This is a genomic window from Pantoea sp. USHLN256, assembly GCF_037149875.1.
Classification (GTDB): domain Bacteria; phylum Pseudomonadota; class Gammaproteobacteria; order Enterobacterales; family Enterobacteriaceae; genus Pantoea; species Pantoea nemavictus.
Genome location: NZ_JBBCQO010000005.1, coordinates 259416 through 276171 on the forward strand (window position 1 = coordinate 259416; position 16756 = coordinate 276171).

The 16756-nt window shown below is 54.9% G+C and carries 13 protein-coding genes; 8 read left to right on the top strand and 5 right to left on the bottom strand.

Annotated elements, in window-relative coordinates; translation table 11 throughout:
• Positions 1–14: 14 nt before the first annotated feature.
• Positions 15–746, bottom strand: coding sequence for a gluconate 2-dehydrogenase subunit 3 family protein (locus WFL93_RS15010; protein ID WP_007886763.1), 732 nt, complete (start codon positions 744–746; stop codon positions 15–17).
• A gap of 532 nt (positions 747–1278) precedes the next feature.
• Here WFL93_RS15010 and WFL93_RS15015 point away from each other — a divergent pair.
• The 3 genes from WFL93_RS15015 to WFL93_RS15025 all read left to right on the top strand — a co-directional run bounded on the left by WFL93_RS15015 (position 1279) and on the right by WFL93_RS15025 (position 5901).
• The gene (locus WFL93_RS15015) at positions 1279–2847 is read left to right on the top strand and encodes an ABC transporter substrate-binding protein (protein WP_336778482.1); all 1569 of its coding nucleotides are present in this window, start codon (positions 1279–1281) and stop codon (positions 2845–2847) included.
• 263 nt (positions 2848–3110) lie between these two features.
• Positions 3111–4613: a helicase HerA-like C-terminal domain-containing protein gene (locus WFL93_RS15020; protein ID WP_336778483.1), complete on the top strand. Its 1503-nt coding sequence runs from the start codon at positions 3111–3113 to the stop codon at positions 4611–4613.
• Between the two features lie 10 nt (positions 4614–4623).
• Positions 4624–5901 (top strand): DUF445 domain-containing protein, encoded by a 1278-nt coding sequence (locus tag WFL93_RS15025; RefSeq protein ID WP_336778484.1) that lies wholly within the window; start codon positions 4624–4626, stop codon positions 5899–5901.
• 65 nt (positions 5902–5966) lie between these two features.
• On the opposite strand, the gene lptG is transcribed toward WFL93_RS15025, so the two are convergent.
• The gene (lptG, locus tag WFL93_RS15030; RefSeq protein WP_007886758.1) at positions 5967–7043 is read right to left on the bottom strand and encodes an LPS export ABC transporter permease LptG; all 1077 of its coding nucleotides are present in this window, start codon (positions 7041–7043) and stop codon (positions 5967–5969) included.
• Positions 7043–8143 carry an LPS export ABC transporter permease LptF gene (gene lptF, locus WFL93_RS15035; RefSeq protein ID WP_036620304.1) on the bottom strand — a complete coding sequence of 367 codons (1101 nt, stop codon included), beginning with the start codon at positions 8141–8143 and terminating at the stop codon, positions 7043–7045. Before lptF ends, lptG begins: the two co-directional genes overlap by 1 nt.
• A 268-nt stretch (positions 8144–8411) precedes the next feature.
• Between lptF and pepA the strand changes: the two genes are divergently transcribed.
• The 4 genes from pepA (at position 8412) to WFL93_RS15055 (ending at position 13977) form a co-directional block, all read left to right on the top strand.
• A complete protein-coding gene (gene pepA / locus WFL93_RS15040; protein WP_007886756.1) occupies positions 8412–9923 on the top strand; it encodes a leucyl aminopeptidase in 1512 nt (503 codons plus the stop codon).
• Positions 9924–10087: 164 nt separating this feature from the next.
• Complete coding sequence (locus WFL93_RS15045) at positions 10088–10549, top strand: DNA polymerase III subunit chi (protein ID WP_036620276.1); 462 nt, start codon at positions 10088–10090, stop codon at positions 10547–10549.
• 2 nt (positions 10550–10551) lie between these two features.
• The gene (locus WFL93_RS15050) at positions 10552–13407 is read left to right on the top strand and encodes a valine--tRNA ligase (RefSeq protein ID WP_336778485.1); all 2856 of its coding nucleotides are present in this window, start codon (positions 10552–10554) and stop codon (positions 13405–13407) included.
• Positions 13408–13473: 66 nt separating this feature from the next.
• Positions 13474–13977: a GNAT family N-acetyltransferase gene (locus WFL93_RS15055; RefSeq protein ID WP_049851383.1), complete on the top strand. Its 504-nt coding sequence runs from the start codon at positions 13474–13476 to the stop codon at positions 13975–13977.
• A gap of 160 nt (positions 13978–14137) precedes the next feature.
• Here the strand turns inward: WFL93_RS15055 and miaE are convergent, their stop codons facing one another.
• Entirely contained in the window at positions 14138–14899 is a 762-nt protein-coding gene (gene miaE / locus WFL93_RS15060; protein ID WP_007886747.1) for a tRNA isopentenyl-2-thiomethyl-A-37 hydroxylase MiaE, read from the bottom strand.
• 64 nt (positions 14900–14963) lie between these two features.
• Complete coding sequence (rraB, locus tag WFL93_RS15065) at positions 14964–15386, bottom strand: ribonuclease E inhibitor RraB (RefSeq protein WP_336778486.1); 423 nt, start codon at positions 15384–15386, stop codon at positions 14964–14966.
• Between the two features lie 162 nt (positions 15387–15548).
• On the opposite strand from rraB, the gene argF reads away from it, so the two are divergent.
• A complete protein-coding gene (argF, locus tag WFL93_RS15070) occupies positions 15549–16556 on the top strand; it encodes an ornithine carbamoyltransferase (RefSeq protein ID WP_007886743.1) in 1008 nt (335 codons plus the stop codon).
• Positions 16557–16756: the final 200 nt, after the last annotated feature.

Below are 16756 nucleotides of genomic sequence, written 5' to 3' on the forward strand. Positions count from 1 at the left end.
AAACGGGGGTGTGCTTACGCGCTTTCACCCAAGAGGCTGACCGGTCCCAGCGGGTACGGCACGTTGTGCTGCTTCACCCATTCGGTAAAGCTGGCGCGTGCGCCCGGGAAGCCGATAGCAATCCAGGCTTTCATGCCTTTGTTGCCGCCGTACATCGGGTCAGCGAGGTAGCCGTGTTTGGTATCTGAAAGCAGCTGGCTGAAGAACTGTGAGGCCTTCAGGTTCTCTTCGCCCAGTGCGGCGAAGTCGATACCGTCGTTTTTGTTCACTTTGGTCAGCACCGCATCTTTCTCTTCCAGTGATAGCGCATGGAATGGCTTCTGGAAGTTGCTCTGCGTCCACTGATTCACCAGCTTGATACCGGTTTGGTACATCTGCTGTGGCGTAAACGGAATTTGGTATCCCATGGTGGCAGGCGCGTGCACGTCAAACGGACCTTGCATGTAGATCTCGGCGCCGAACTCCGGGCTGTGCAGCTGCTGATCGATAAAGATCGGCACGTTGGTTTCCAGTGCACCTGGCGCTTTACCTTTGCCGCCAGCGGGGATCAGACGATCGGCTGCAGCCAGAATAAATTGCCACTCATCGGCACTGAAAAAGATCGGTTTATAGTCGGCGAGCTCGGGTGCTGCCATTTCCGCAGCTTGCGCCGCAGTTAATCCCTTAAATACCAGGTCACTTAATGGCAAAGCCAATAGCGACCCAAGTAAAAACTTACGTCTGGTGGTCGGTTTATTTAGAAGCATGGCGCGACGACTCTCACTTGCTAAGAAAGATAATTATTTTTGTTAATAGCTTTATAAATCGGTAAATAACCTGGCAATATTAGGGATATAGGTATTTCAGAATGTAAAAATTCAATTAAGGATATGTTTTGATGAAATTCAATCATCATGTTGAATTTAGGTTAAGGCTTGGTAAAAGGCTTTCGAGGCAGAAAATGAGGTTTTAACCGTACAATTGTTGGGATATTGAGGTTATTTGATGGGCAATTGACCAGGTATTATCGCGCAGAGAAATAATCGCCAAAATGAATCAATGAAAAAAAATCATACTTCCATACCAGAGAATTATTCTCATTTATAACATTTCATTTACTTAATTGACCAGCAGATGAACGATCTATTTCCCAGAAATGACAGATAGCGCACAAAATAAACGCAATAATACCTGAACGTAATCAATTGTTATTTTCCGGCACAGCTCAGATCAAACCGGCATTTTGCCTGAGCGGCGGCAGAGATAGAGTCTGATTATCTCTTCTCCAGGAAAACAATAATGCGCTCACTGATTTTGCTCGTCGCTTTATGGGGCAGCAGTTTTGCACTGCATGCCGCCACGCCGAAAGATACCCTAGTCGTTGCCGTACCGCTCGACGGCATTATTAGCTTCGATCCCGCTGAAAGCTTCGAAACCGTAAGCAATAGCGTGCAGCGCAATATTTACCAAACGCTGGTAGAAGCGGATCGCAATTCGCCGCAGAAGCTGGCACCGCTGCTGGCAACCGGTTGGCAGCAGGGCAGCACGCCGCACAGCTTAGTGTTTAACATTAAACCTGACGCCCACTTCTCCAGCGGCAATCCGGTGACGGCGCAGGATGTGATCTTCTCACTGACGCGCGCGGTGAAGCTGAATAAAGCGCCCTCTTTCATTCTCGCCGAATTTGGCTGGACCCCTGAAAACATCGCCAGTCAGTTTAACGTGCTAAATGACCATCAGCTGGAGATTCAGTGGCCAGCGCAGATTGGTCAGAACCTGGCGCTGCGCCTGCTGACGGCGCCAGTGGCCTCCGTGGTTGACAGTAAAACCGTGCAGCAGCATGTGGTGAATAATGATGCCGGCAACGGCTGGCTGCATACCAATTCGGCCGGTAGCGGCGCGTTTACCATTCAGCAGTATGTGCCGCAGCAGGCGCTGGTGCTGAGCGCCAACAAACAAGCCAATCCTCAGCCGAAGCTGAAGCGTATTTTGTTAAAGGGTGTGGCGGATGCCGGTGCGCGTCGCCTGCTGATTCAGCAAGGTGATGTCGATGTCGCCTATCAGCTCGGGCCGGATCAGATTGATGCGCTGAAGAGCGACAAAAATCTGCGCATTGAGGCGTTCCCATCCAGCCTGGTCTATTACCTTGGTTTCAACACCAAAGATAAAGCGCAACCGGCGCTGGGCAATCCGGCGCTGTGGCAAGCCGCGCGCTGGCTGGTGGATTACCACTCTATCTCGCAAGATCTGCTGAAAGGCCAGTACCGCATTCATCAAAGCTTCCTGCCACAGGGCTTTGATGGCGCGCTGGAGGATCAGCCTTTCCATTACGATGTGGCGAAAGCCAAAGAGATTTTAGCCAAAGGCGGCATCAAGCCAGGCACGAAGTTTGCGCTGACGGTGATCAATCAGCCGCCTTACATTGATGTGGCGCAGGCGCTGCAGGCCAGCTTTGCCAAGGCGGATGTGCAGATTGAGCTGCAGCCGGTGGCGGAGTCAGAACTGTGGAGCAAAATGCGCGGCCGCGATTTCCAGTCGATCTTTATCTATTGGGGTGCGGACTATGTCGATCCCAACACCAATGCCAGCGCCTTCGCCTATAACGTGCCGGGCGGCTCCAAAACCCTGGCGTGGCGCGTTGGCTGGGATATTCCGGAGCTCAGTGCCAAAACCCGTGCGGCAGCCGGTGAAAGCGATGCGGCTAAACGTCGTGCGTTATATACCGATTTGCAAAAAACCGTGCAGCAGAATTCCCCGTTTGTGGTAACGCTGCAGGGCGCGCAGCAGGTCGCGGTGCGCAAGAACGTTAATCATGTGCAGCAAGGGATTGGCGTGAGTTTGCTGTTTTTTGATACGGTGCAGAAATAATTTAGATCGTGCTGCCATTCTCTTTCTCGGTCCGTGTGTGCTGGCTGTCCCCCTCCTCGGTCCTCCCCCATAAATGGGGGAGGAAGACGCTGCCATATGTGAGTGCTGAAGCAGCATGTGGCAGCGTCTCCTTCCCCCGCTAGCGGGGGAAGGCCGGGATGGGGGACAGCCAGCACAACTTTTTTCGGCACAATCCTCCTCCCTCCTCGCGCGCCGCTTGCTATCCTTTCTGGCATAACCTATTGCCTGAGAGCGAAATAATCATGACCACTCCGTTGCTGATTGCCCAAACGCCCGACGTTCAACTGCATCTCCTCTCCAACATGGCGAACCGCCACGGCTTGATCACTGGCGCCACCGGCACCGGCAAAACCGTGACGCTGCAAAAGCTGGCGGAATCCTTCTCCGACATCGGCGTGCCGGTGTTTATGGCGGATGTGAAAGGCGATCTCACCGGTATTTCCGCTGCAGGCGAAGGCTCTGAAAAACTGCTGGCGCGTCTGACGAAGATCGGCGTTACCGACTGGCAGGCGCAGAAAAATCCGGTGATGGTGTGGGATATTTTTGGCCAGCAGGGGCATCCGGTGCGTGCGACGGTGTCCGATCTCGGCCCGCTGCTGCTGGCACGTCTGCTCAATCTCAACGACGTGCAATCCGGCGTACTGCAGATCATCTTCCGCATCGCCGACGATCAAGGCTTGTTGCTGCTGGACTTCAAAGATCTGCGCGCCATGACGCAGTACATCGGCGACAACGCCAAGGCATTTCAGACGCAATACGGCAACATCAACAGCGCGTCGGTGGGGGCGATTCAGCGCGGCTTGCTGGCGCTGGAACAGCAAGGGGCCGAGCACTTCTTTGGCGAACCCATGCTGGATATCCGCGACTGGATGCGCTGCGACAGCAACGGTAAAGGCTTTATCAATATCCTCTCGGCGGAAAAGCTCTATCAAATGCCAAAACTCTACGCCACCAGCCTGCTGTGGTTGCTGGCCGAGCTGTATGAGCAGTTACCGGAAGCGGGCGATCTCGACAAGCCAAAAATGGTGTTCTTCTTCGACGAAGCGCACCTGCTGTTTACCGATGCGCCGCCGGTGCTGTTGGAGAAGGTCGAGCAGGTGATTCGCCTGATCCGCTCCAAGGGCGTTGGCGTCTATTTCGTCACGCAGAATCCTGGCGATATTCCCGACAACGTGCTGGGACAGCTCGGCAACCGCGTGCAGCACGCACTGCGTGCCTTTACGCCGAAAGACCAGAAAGCAGTGAAAAGCGCCGCTGAAACCATGCGCGCCAATCCAGACTTTGATACCGTTGAGGCGATTCAGGCGCTCGGCACCGGCGAAGCGCTAATCTCCTTCCTTGATGAAAAAGGCAGTCCCTCGATGGTGCAGCGTGCGATGGTGATTGCACCCGGCTCGCGCATGGGCCCGGTGAGTCTGGATGAACGTAACAGCCTGATCAACAACTCGCCGCTGTATGGCAAATACGATACTGAAGTGGATCGTGAATCCGCCTTCGAAATGTTGCAAAAAGGCGTGCAGGTCGCGACGCAGCAAGCCAACGCGCCAGAAGCCAAAGGTAATAGCGTCGATGTCGATGGCGGCATTCTCGGCGGCCTGAAGGACATTCTGTTCGGCACCACCGGTCCGCGCGGTGGCAAGCGCGATGGCGTAGTGCAAAGCGTGGCGAAAAGCGCTGCACGTCAGGTTACCAATCAGATCATTCGCGGTGTGCTCGGCAGTTTATTGGGCGGCCGTCGTCGTTAAAAAAGGATTTATGGATAAATATCAACAACTCAAACGCAGCAAACGTCTGGCGCTGTCGCTGCTGGTGATTGCCGCCGCGACTTTTGTCGTAACACTGTTTCTGCCGCCTAATTTTTGGGTGCTGGGAGTAAAGGCGATTGCTGAAGCGGCGATGGTCGGGGCCTTAGCCGACTGGTTCGCCGTGGTGGCGCTGTTCCGGCGCGTGCCGGTGCCGTTTATCTCACGTCATACGGCGATTATTCCGCGTAACAAAGATCGTATTGGAGAGAATCTTGGTCGCTTCGTGCAAGAGAAATTCCTCGATACCGATTCGCTACTGGCGCTGATTCGCCGCCACGATCCGTCGCAAATGTTGGCACAGTGGCTGAACACGCCGGGCAACGCCGATCGCATTGGTCGTCATCTGCTGCAGGTAATGCGCGGCTTTCTCGATCTCACTGACGACCAACGCATTCAGCGCTTTTTACGCCGCGCAGTGCATCGCGCGCTGGATAAAGTTGATCTTACCCAATCCAGCGCACTGCTGTTGGATAGCCTGACCAAAAACAATCGTCATCAGGAGTTGCTCGATGCCGCGGTGCAACAGCTGCTGCGCCTGCTGCACAAGCCCGGCACGCGCGAGTTTATCGCCGCGCAGATTGTGCGCTGGCTGAAACGCGAACATCCGATTAAAGCCAAAATGCTGCCGACTGAATGGCTGGGCGAGCACAGCGCCGATTTGGTGGCGAATGCGGTGGATTCAATTCTCGACCAGGTGGCGCTCGATCAGGGACATGAGCTGCGTCTGGGCTTCGACCGTGCGGTGCAGCGGCTGATTGAGCGACTGAAAACCGATCCGGAAATGGCGGAACGCGCCGAAGGCATCAAGAACTGGCTGAAGGAGGATGAGTCTTTCAATCGTTATATCGGCGAACTGTGGCAGGATTTACGTGGCTGGCTGAAAGACGATTTGAACAGTGAGGATTCACGGGTGCAGGAGCGCGTCAGACTGGCCGCGCTGTGGCTGGGTGAAACCCTGGCTGCCGATGAGGCGTTACGCGCCTCAATGAATCAACATCTGGAAGATGCGGCACGCAGCGTGGCACCGGAGTTCGCCACCTTCCTGACGCGCCATATCAGCGACACCGTGAAAAGCTGGGATGCGCGCGATATGTCACAGCAAATCGAGCTGAATATAGGTCGCGATCTGCAGTTCATCCGCATTAACGGTACGCTGGTGGGCGGCACCATTGGCCTGATTTTGTATTTGTTGTCGCAGTTGCCAGGATGGGTTCAGCAGTTGCAGTGAGGGGACGTCAGAAAAGGCGATTTTACTGAAGAGGATGGGCCAGCATCGAGGCTGGCCCATGACAATTACCGGCGTTTCATCAGCAGGAACAAGCTGATGGCGAAGAACGCGCCGCTCGGCAAAATCGCGCCTAATATCGGCGGTAAACCGTAGACCAGGCTTAACGGGCCAAAGATCTGATCTAGCACGTAGAACAGGAAGCCAAAGCTAATCCCCGTTACCACGCGCACGCCCATTGAGACGCTACGCAGCGGACCAAAGATAAACGACAGCGCCATCAGCATCATCACCGCTACCGACAGCGGCTGGAAGATTTTGCTCCACATATTCAGCAGGTAACGTCCCGAAACCTGGCCGCTCTGCTTAAGGTATTTGCTGTAGTTATACAGGCCACTGATCGACAAAGCGTCTGGATCCAGCGCCACCACGCCGAGCTTATCTGGCGTGAGGTTGGTTTTCCATTCGCCGCTCAGGCTCTGTGAACCGGTGATTTGTTTGGCATCTTGCAGGTTAGATTCATCTACCTGCGATAACACCCACAGCTTCTTATCGGCGTTCCAGGTCGCAGTCGCCGCGTAACGTACGCTCAGCAAACGGCGCTGGTCGCTGAAATTATAGATGCTGACACCATCAATCTCGTTATCGCCTTTGATGCGCTCGATGTAGATGAAGTTGTTACCGTCCTTCGCCCACAGACCGTTTTGCGTGGAGACCAGCGAGCCGCCGTACAGCTGTTGCGCACGATAGTTACGCGCCATCTGCTCACCCTGCGGCGCAACGAACTCGCCCACCGCCATGGTTAATAGCACCAGCGGAATGGCGGTTTTCATTACCGCCAGCGCCACCTGCATGCGAGTAAAGCCCGATGCCTGCATCACCACCAGCTCACTGCGCTGCGCCAGCGTACCCAAACCGAGTAACGCGCCCAACAGCGCCGCCATCGGGAAGAAGATTTCGATATCTTTCGGTACGCTGAGCAGCGTGTAGTAACCGGCGTCCAGTGCGGTATACGCGCCCTGCCCGGTTTTACGCAGCTGATCCACGAACTTAATGATGCCTGACAACGACACCAGCATGAACAGCGTCAGCATGATGGTGTTGAAGATAGTTTTGCCGATATAGCGGTCAAGAACCTTAAACATCAGACCGATCCTCCACGGCTAAAACGCGCACGGATGCGACGCATCGGCACGGTATCCCATAGGTTCAGCAGCACCGCCAGTGCCAGATAGGCGAAGTTCACTACCCACATCCAGATGGCAGGGTCGAACCGGCCTTTCGCTGCGTTGGAACGCAGAGAACTCTGTAGCAAGAAGAAGATCAGATACAGCAGCATGGCGGGCAACATTGAGAGCACGCGCCCCTGACGCGGGTTCACCACGCTAAGCGGCACCACCATTAACGCCATCACCAGCACCGCAAAGATCAGCGTCAAACGCCAGTGGAATTCTGCCTGGAACTGCGGCGTCTTGTTTTGCAGCAACGCGCTAATATCCGCCTGGTCGGCATCGTTCGGATCCAGCGTGGCTTCTTTGTAGCCCACCAGCGCTTGATAGTTCACAAAGTCCGTAATGCGGAAATCGCGGAGCAAGGCGGTACCTTCAAAGCGCGTGCCTTTATCCAGCGTGACCACCTGCGAGCCATCTTTACGCTGCTCCATGTGACCGCTGTCTGCCAGCACCACCGAGGGACGCGCGTTGCCTTTCGGACGCAGCTGCGCCAGGAACACGTTGCCGAAGGTATTGCCTTTCACGTTTTCGACAAACAGCACCGCGTTGCCGTCACTGGACGTCTGGAACTGTCCAGCCGCCAGCGCTGCCGCACCCGGATTCGCTTTGGCGTTTTGCGTCACTTCTTGCTGATAACGCGACGACCACGGCCCTAACCAGATGACATTGACCGCCGCCACCAGCGAGGTGAACAGCATCAGGATCATCGCGGCTTTAATGAGCACGCTTTTACCCAGGCCGCAGGCATGCATCACCGTGATTTCACTTTCGGTGTACAGCCGCCCAAGGGTCATTAAAATCGCCAGAAATAGGCTTAGGGGCAGGATAAGTTGTGCCATTTCAGGCACGCCAAGTCCTAACAATGTCAGAACTAAGTTTGTTGGGATCTCGCCATCCACCGCAGCTCCCAAAATCCGCACTAACTTCTGACAAAAGAAGATCAGTAGCAGGATGAAGAGGATAGCCAGCTGGCTTTTGAGCGTTTCCCGAACCAGATATCTAATGATGATCACGCTTAGTACGCCTGTGATAACTTGTCTTTTTGCAGGAAAATCGCTAGTTTCAACGCTTATCAGCCATTTTTCTTCATCAATGGCCGTCATCGTAGCTAAAATAGTATGACGAACGCGTTAGCGTGGTGAAAAAACAACATATTGTCACCACAACTCATTATGACTACCGGCGCTGAATTGTCATGGCGTCGCAACAAATTAATGGGTTACGAACGCGCTACATTCTAACGACAGCTAAGGCCGTTGTCTTTAAGATTCAGGAGAGTGCATGGAGTTCAGTGTAAAAAGCGGTAGCCCGGAAAAACAGCGTAGCGCCTGCATTGTTGTTGGCGTTTTCGAACCGCGCCGTTTGTCACCCATTGCTGAGCAGTTAGATAAGATCAGCGATGGCTACATCAGCGCCCTGCTGCGCCGCGGTGAACTGGAAGGAAAAGTGGGCCAAACGCTGCTGCTGCACCATGTGCCAAATATCCTCTCCGAACGCATCCTGCTGATCGGCTGCGGTAAAGAGCGCGAGCTGGATGAGCGCCAGTACAAGCAGGTGATTCAGAAGACGATCAATACGCTGAATGACACCGGTTCGATGGAAGCGGTGTGCTTCCTGACAGAACTGCACGTAAAAGGCCGCAATACCTACTGGAAAGTGCGCCAGGCGGTCGAAACCTCGAAAGAAGCGCTCTACAACTTTGATCAGCTGAAAAGCAACAAAGTTGAACCGCGCCGTCCACTGCGCAAGCTGGTGTTCAACGTGCCAACCCGTCGTGAACTGACCAGCGGCGAGCGCGCCATTCAGCACGGTTTGGCCGTGGCTGCAGGCGTGAAAGCGGCCAAAGATCTCAGCAATATGCCGCCAAACATCTGTAACGCCGCCTACCTGGCGTCACAGGCGCGTCAGTTGGCGGATGCGTACAGCAAAAATGTCACCACGCGCGTCATCGGCGAACAGCAGATGAAAGAGCTGGGCATGAACGCGTATCTGGCGGTCGGAGCCGGTTCACATAATGAATCGCTGATGTCGGTGATTGAGTACAAAGGCAATAACGATCCCGAAGCGCGCCCCATCGTGCTGGTGGGGAAAGGCTTAACCTTCGATTCCGGCGGTATTTCGATTAAACCAGCCGAAGCGATGGATGAGATGAAGTACGACATGTGCGGCGCGGCCTCGGTGTACGGCGTGATGCGCATGGTGGCAGAATTGAATCTGCCGCTGAATGTCGTCGGCGTGCTGGTAGGCTGTGAAAACATGGCAGACGGCAAAGCAATGCGTCCGGGTGACGTGTTAACCACTATGTCCGGCCAAACCGTGGAAGTGCTGAATACCGATGCTGAAGGCCGACTGGTGCTGTGCGATGCGCTGACCTATGTCGAGCGTTTCGAGCCAGAAGTGGTGATTGACGTCGCAACGCTGACCGGTGCCTGCGTGATTGCGCTGGGCCATCATGTCAGCGGTTTGATGTCGAACCACAATCCGCTGGCGCACGAGCTGATCAGCGCGTCTGAGCAATCAGGCGATCGTGCCTGGCGTCTGCCGATGGCGGATGAGTATCAGGAACAGCTGGAATCCAATTTTGCCGATATGGCAAACATTGGCGGCCGTCCTGGCGGCGCGATTACCGCAGCCTGCTTCCTGGCGCGCTTTGCACGTAAGTTCAACTGGGCGCACCTGGATATCGCCGGTACCGCATGGCGTTCAGGTAAAGCCAAAGGCGCAACCGGTCGTCCGGTGCCGCTGCTGTCGCAGTTCCTGCTGAACCGTGCTGGACTGAACGGCGACGATTGATTTGGTGATGGCTGTCCCCCTCCTCGGTCCTCCCCCACAAGTGGGGGAGGAAGATGCTGCCCTATGTGAGTTGTGAAGTTGCATGTAGCAGCATCTCCTTCCCCCATTTATGGGGGAAGGCGGGGATGGGGGACAGCGAGCCCCCCTCTCATCCAAAGGATCCCATGAAAAACGCCACTTTCTATGTGATGGAGTCTGAGAGCGCAGGCGACGGCTTAACCGCCATCGAAGCCCTGGTATGCTCTCTTGCCGAAACACGCTGGCGTGACGGCAAACGCATTCTGATTGCCTGCGAAAATGAAGAACAAGCCAATCGGCTGGATGAAGCACTCTGGCAGTTGCCGGCTAACGCCTTTGTGCCGCACAATCTGGCCGGCGAAGGCCCGCGCTATGGCGCACCGGTTGAACTGGCCTGGCCGCAGCGCCGTGGCAGTTCGCCGCGCGATCTGTTGATCAGCCTGCTGCCACAGTTCGCAGATTTTGCTACTGCTTTCCATGAAGTGATAGACTTCGTACCTTATGAAGAATCCCTAAAACAACTGGCGCGCGATCGCTATAAAGCCTATCGCAGCGTTGGTTTCCAATTGAATACGGCGACGCCACCCTCGCCGCAAACGACAGTGTAGAAATGGAAAAGACATATAACCCGCAAGATATCGAGCAGCCGCTCTACGAGCACTGGGAACAGCAGGGCTACTTTAAACCGAATGGCGACACCAGCCAGGAAAGCTTTTGCATCATGATCCCGCCGCCGAACGTCACCGGCAGCTTGCATATGGGTCACGCTTTCCAGCAAACCATCATGGACACCATGGTGCGTTACCAGCGTATGCAGGGCAAAAACACCCTGTGGCAGGCCGGTACCGATCACGCCGGTATCGCCACGCAGATGGTCGTTGAGCGTAAGATCGCCGCTGAAGAGGGCAAAACACGCCAGGATTACGGTCGCGATGCGTTCATCGACAAAATCTGGCAGTGGAAAGCGGAATCCGGCGGCACCATTACCCGCCAGATGCGCCGTCTCGGCAACTCAGTTGACTGGGAGCGCGAGCGCTTCACTATGGATGACGGTCTGTCCAACGCGGTGCGCGAAGTGTTTGTCCGCCTGTACAAAGAGAACCTGATTTACCGTGGCAAACGCCTGGTAAACTGGGATCCAAAACTGCGTACTGCCATCTCCGATCTGGAAGTGGAAAACCGCGAGAGCAAAGGCTCGATGTGGCATATCCGCTATCCGCTGGCTGACGGTGTGAAAACCGCGGAAGGCAAAGATTATCTGGTGGTGGCGACCACCCGTCCGGAAACCCTGTTGGGCGATACCGGCGTCGCGGTTAACCCGGAAGATCCGCGCTACAAAGATTTGATCGGCAAAGAAGTGATCCTGCCGCTGGTGAACCGTCGTATTCCGATCGTTGGCGATGAACACGCCGATATGGAAAAAGGCACCGGCTGCGTGAAAATCACGCCAGCGCATGACTTCAATGACTACGAAGTCGGTCGTCGTCACAAGCTGCCAATGATCAACATTCTGACCTTCGATGGCGATATCCGCGAGCGCGCGGAAGTGTTCGATACTAATGGCGAAGTGAGCGACGAGTGTGCCGACGATATCCCAGCACAGTTCCAGAAAATGGAGCGTTTTGCTGCGCGTAAAGCGATTGTCGCTGCCGTCGACGAAATCGGCCTGCTGGAAGAGATCAAACCGCACGACCTGACCGTTCCTTACGGTGATCGCGGCGGCGTGGTGATTGAACCAATGCTGACTGATCAATGGTATGTGCGCACCGCCCCGCTGGCGAAAGTTGCGGTTGAAGCGGTTGAGAATGGCGACATCCAGTTCGTGCCAAAACAGTACGAAAACATGTACTTCTCGTGGATGCGAGACATTCAGGATTGGTGTATTTCGCGTCAGCTGTGGTGGGGACACCGCATTCCGGCGTGGTACGACAACGACGGCAACGTCTACGTTGGCCGCACCGAAGACGAAGTGCGTCAGGAAAACCATCTGGCCGCCGACGTTGCGCTGCGCCAGGATGACGACGTCCTGGATACCTGGTTCTCATCCGGTCTGTGGACGTTCTCTACTCTTGGCTGGCCAGAGAACACCGATGCGCTGCGTACTTTCCATCCTACTAGCGTGTTGGTGAGCGGCTTCGACATTATCTTCTTCTGGATTGCGCGCATGATCATGCTGACCATGCACTTCATCAAAGATGAAAACGGCAAGCCGCAGGTACCGTTTAAAACCGTCTATATGACCGGTTTGATCCGCGATGAAGAAGGCCAGAAGATGTCCAAGTCGAAAGGCAACGTCATCGATCCCCTGGATATGATTGACGGTATTTCGCTGGAAGATCTGCTGGAGAAGCGTACCGGCAACATGATGCAGCCGCAGCTGGCTGAGAAGATCCGCAAACGTACCGAGAAGCAGTTCCCGGACGGCATCGTGCCATCAGGTACCGATGCGCTGCGCTTTACCCTCGCCGCGCTGGCTTCTACCGGTCGTGACATCAACTGGGACATGAAGCGCCTTGAAGGCTACCGCAACTTCTGTAACAAGCTGTGGAACGCCAGCCGCTTCGTGCTGATGAACACCGAAGAGCAGGATTGCGGACAAAACGGCGGCGAAATGAAGCTGTCGCTGGCTGATCGCTGGATTCTGAGCGAATTCAACCGCAGCGTGAAGGCGTATCGTGAAGCGCTGGATAGCTATCGCTTTGATATTGCTGCCAATATTCTTTACGATTTCACCTGGAACCAGTTCTGTGACTGGTATCTGGAGCTGACGAAGCCGGTCATGACCAGCGGTAGCGAAGCGGAACTGCGCGGCACGCGTAATACGCTGGTCACCGTGCTGGAAGCGCTGCTGCGTCTGGCGCACCCGATTATTCCTTACATCACCGAAACCATCTGGCAGCGTGTGAAAGGCCTGAAAAACATCGATCACGATACCATTATGCTGCAGCCGTTCCCGCAGTATGAAGCGGCGAAGGAAGATGCCGAGGCGCAAGCTGATATCGAGTGGATGAAACAGGCGATCGTCGCGGTACGTAATATTCGCGCTGAGATGAACATCGCGCCAAGTAAGCCGCTCGATGTGCTGCTGCGTGACTGCTCGGCTGCGGCGCAGCGTCGCGTGGAAGAGAACCGTACTTTCCTGGCGCGTCTGGCGCGTCTGGCAAGCCTGACCATTCTGCCTGCGGGCGAGAAAGGCCCGGTTTCGGTGACGAAGATTGTTGAAGGCGCTGAGTTGCTGCTCCCAATGGCGGATCTGGTGAACAAAGAAGCCGAGCTGGAGCGTCTGGCGAAAGAGCTGGTAAAACTCGATGTGGAAATCGAGAAGATCCAGACCAAGCTGGCCAACGAAGGCTTTGTGTCACGTGCACCGGAAGCGGTTGTTGCCAAAGAGCGTGAGCGCGTAGCCGAGCTTGAGCAATCTAAAGCAAAACTGTTTGAACAGCAGGGCGTGATTGCGGCATTGTAAGCGCTTCAGTCCAACTGCTTAATCGAAGCCGGGCACTGCCCGGCTTTTTTATACCGGAAGATAATGATGACCACCGACGCCCCCATCAATTTAAAGGTGCGCCCGATTACAGCCGCCGATAATCCGCTGATCGCGCAGGTAATCCGCGATGTGTCAGCTGAATTTGGGCTGACGGCGGACAAAGGTTACACCGTGTCCGATCCCAATCTGGATCGCCTGTTCGAACTGTACAGTGAAGCCAATAGCGCCTACTGGATTGTTGAACATGAAGGCGTAGTGGTGGGCGGCGGCGGCGTTGCTCCGTTGGCTTGTAGCGCACCGGATATTTGCGAGCTGCAGAAAATGTATTTCCTGCCGCAGGTGCGTGGCTTAGGTCTGGCGCGCGATCTGGCGCTGCGCGCCATGGAACATGCTCGTCAAAAGGGGTTTCGCCGCTGTTATCTGGAAACCACCGGCAGCCTGACGCGCGCGATTAAATTATATGAGTCGTTGGGCTTTGAGCTGATTGACAGCGCGATGGGCTGTACCGGGCACGTGGATTGCGAAGTGCGGATGTTGAAGGTGTTGTGATTTGATGTGCTCGCTGTGATGTGCTCGCTGTCCCCCTCCTCGGTCCTCCCCCATAAATGGGGGAGGAAGAGCTGCTATATGTGGGTTGGGAGCTGCATGTGGCAGAATCTCCTTCCCCCGCAAGCGGGGGAAGGCCGGGATGGGGACTGCGAGCACATATCTAAATCGAAGGCACACCGCTATGAAAACGCAATTCGCCATCCGGCTCGCTGATTAAGCGCGCTTCTGTCGCACCAAACGCCTGTACGCGTGGCGCAATGTCCTTCGGCGAAATCTGCTGCGCCAGCTTCAGATAATCCTGGTAATGACGCGCTTCCGATCGCAACAGCGAAATGTAGAACTTCTCCAGCTGCTCATCCAGATACGGCGCCAGGCTGGCAAAACGTTCGCAGGATCGCGCTTCGATGTACGCTCCGCAAATCAACTTATCCACCAGCGCATCTGGCTCATACGTGGCGATTTCACGGATCAGCCCTTTGGCATAACGGCTGGCGGTGATTTTACGATAGGGCAAACCGCGCGACTGCATGATTTCCCACACCTGATAAAAGTGATGCAACTCTTCTTTGATCAGCAGCACCATCATCTCTACCAAATCGTCGGCCCACGGCAGCTCATTGCGAACAATGATACTTTTGGTCAGATTTTTGTGGGCGTTGATAAAGTTGCTGTCCGGTTCATCGCGGTAGATAAAATCTTCATACGGCTTAAGCCACGCCAGAATGGCATCGCCACTCGGCTTATCCGCCACGTATTTACGGATGATAAACACCGCGGTTTGCGCGGCCTTCAATTCGCAAACCATATGATCGGTGAGCAGCAGCGTCAGATTTTCCGGCTTGCGCGCTTCATCAATCCACGCGTGCGGCGTGCGGCAATGCAGGAATTGATAGATCGGTTCTAATAGCGGAGCGTAATTCATGGGCAATCTTTTGTCTTACGGGGAGAAGGAATCGGGGCGGCGAGCGCCGCCCGTTAAGGAAGGCTTAGTGGCGTACACCGTTGTCTTCTTCGTCGTCGATGAATTCGCCATCGTCGTCTTCATCTTCGGCATCGGGATCTTCAAAGTAGGTGCCCCAACCGTCGTAATCGACGTTGTAGCTGCCCGCCAGATTCACCAACTGCTCAACCTGCGCGTCAATCAGCTCCGGCTTCAGCGCGCCTTCGCTCAGGATATCAACGCACATCACTGTGCTGCCGTCTTCGAGCTCCAGCTCCTCTGGCTCGCTCACTTCATAGCCCAGCTTGAAGGCATCAACCGCCACCTTCTCCAGCGAGTCGAAATTGTTGCAGGAGAGATGATGCTCGATAGTGTAAAGCGCATCGGGATCGCTGCCGTCTTCCAGCAGCTCTTCAATGATCAGTCGCGTCTCTTCGCGCTGTTCTTCCAGCAATGCTTCATATGCCATGGGTGTGTCCTCAAAATATTCGGCTGAATAAGATTATTTTCCCACACTGCCTCGCGCGCCACTACACAAAACAACAAGTTTCTTAACGCTGGGGTTGAAAATGCATATTCATACGGTTAGATTGAATTTTAATTCATTTCATGTGGGCAACTGGAGCGCTGTATGAGTCAGCTGTATCAAAGACATTTCCTGAGATTGCTGGATTTCACCCCGGCCGAAATCGATTCTCTGCTGAGTCTGGCAGGTGAATTAAAACACGCAAAGAAAAATGCCGGCGAAACGCAGTACCTGAAAGGCAAAAACATCGCGCTCATCTTCGAAAAAGACTCGACTCGTACCCGATGCTCTTTCGAAGTTGCCGCTTACGATCAGGGCGCTAACGTCACCTATCTCGGCCCGAGCGGCAGCCAAATCGGCCATAAAGAGTCGATGAAAGACACCGCTCGTGTGCTGGGCCGCATGTATGACGGCATTCAATATCGCGGCTACGGTCAGGAACTGGTGGAAACCTTAGCGGAGTTCGCTGGCGTGCCGGTGTGGAACGGCCTGACCACCGAATTTCACCCTACGCAGCTGCTGGCCGATCTGTTGACCATGCAGGAACATCTGCCCGGCAAATCGCTGAATCAAATGACGCTGGTGTATGTGGGCGATGCGCGCAACAACATGGGCAACAGCATGCTGGAAGCTGCAGCGCTAGTGGGGCTGGATCTGCGTCTGGTTGCACCGAAAGGCTGCTGGCCAGAAGCTGAATTAGTAGAACAATGCCGCGTGGCCGCGCAGCAAACCGGCGGCAAAATCACGCTGACCGAAGATATCGCCGAAGGCGTGCAAGGTGCCGACTTCATCTACACTGATGTATGGGTGTCAATGGGCGAAGCCAAATCGGTGTGGGAAGATCGCATCGCCCTGCTGCGTCCTTATCAGGTGAATAGCGCGATGCTGGCCCTGACCGGTAACCCGCAGGTGAAATTCCTGCACTGTCTGCCGGCTTTCCATGACGATAAAACCACGCTCGGCCGCCAGATGGCTGAACAGTATGGTTTGCACGATGGCATGGAAGTGAGCAATGAAGTGTTTGAATCGGCACACAGCATCGTGTTCGATCAGGCAGAAAACCGCATGCACACCATTAAAGCGGTGATGGTCGCCACCTTAGGTAAGCGATAAATATAGCGAAGCAAACGTTTACCTCGCGCGCGATATTTGCTTGCTGCAAATCAGTGAATGCGTATAATGCGGCCCAATTTGCCGGAGGAAACATGCAACAGCGCAGCGCACAATTTGACGCTCAACGACGCCTGACAGCGGGCGGCGCACCTGTTTCTTTCCGTCATCAATCGATCGTAAAAAAAGCCCCTTAAGCAGGG

Bases quoted from the DNA above. Each gene is read 5' to 3' on its own strand.
- WFL93_RS15010 (WP_007886763.1), bottom strand. From the start codon at position 746: ATGCTTCTAAATAAACCGACCACCAGACGTAAGTTTTTACTTGGGTCG.
- WFL93_RS15015 (WP_336778482.1), top strand. From the start codon at position 1,279: ATGCGCTCACTGATTTTGCTCGTCGCTTTATGGGGCAGCAGTTTTGCA.
- WFL93_RS15020 (WP_336778483.1), top strand. From the start codon at position 3,111: ATGACCACTCCGTTGCTGATTGCCCAAACGCCCGACGTTCAACTGCAT.
- WFL93_RS15025 (WP_336778484.1), top strand. From the start codon at position 4,624: ATGGATAAATATCAACAACTCAAACGCAGCAAACGTCTGGCGCTGTCG.
- lptG (WP_007886758.1), bottom strand. From the start codon at position 7,043: ATGTTTAAGGTTCTTGACCGCTATATCGGCAAAACTATCTTCAACACC.
- pepA (WP_007886756.1), top strand. From the start codon at position 8,412: ATGGAGTTCAGTGTAAAAAGCGGTAGCCCGGAAAAACAGCGTAGCGCC.
- WFL93_RS15045 (WP_036620276.1), top strand. From the start codon at position 10,088: ATGAAAAACGCCACTTTCTATGTGATGGAGTCTGAGAGCGCAGGCGAC.
- WFL93_RS15050 (WP_336778485.1), top strand. From the start codon at position 10,552: ATGGAAAAGACATATAACCCGCAAGATATCGAGCAGCCGCTCTACGAG.
- WFL93_RS15055 (WP_049851383.1), top strand. From the start codon at position 13,474: ATGACCACCGACGCCCCCATCAATTTAAAGGTGCGCCCGATTACAGCC.
- miaE (WP_007886747.1), bottom strand. From the start codon at position 14,899: ATGAATTACGCTCCGCTATTAGAACCGATCTATCAATTCCTGCATTGC.
- rraB (WP_336778486.1), bottom strand. From the start codon at position 15,386: ATGGCATATGAAGCATTGCTGGAAGAACAGCGCGAAGAGACGCGACTG.
- argF (WP_007886743.1), top strand. From the start codon at position 15,549: ATGAGTCAGCTGTATCAAAGACATTTCCTGAGATTGCTGGATTTCACC.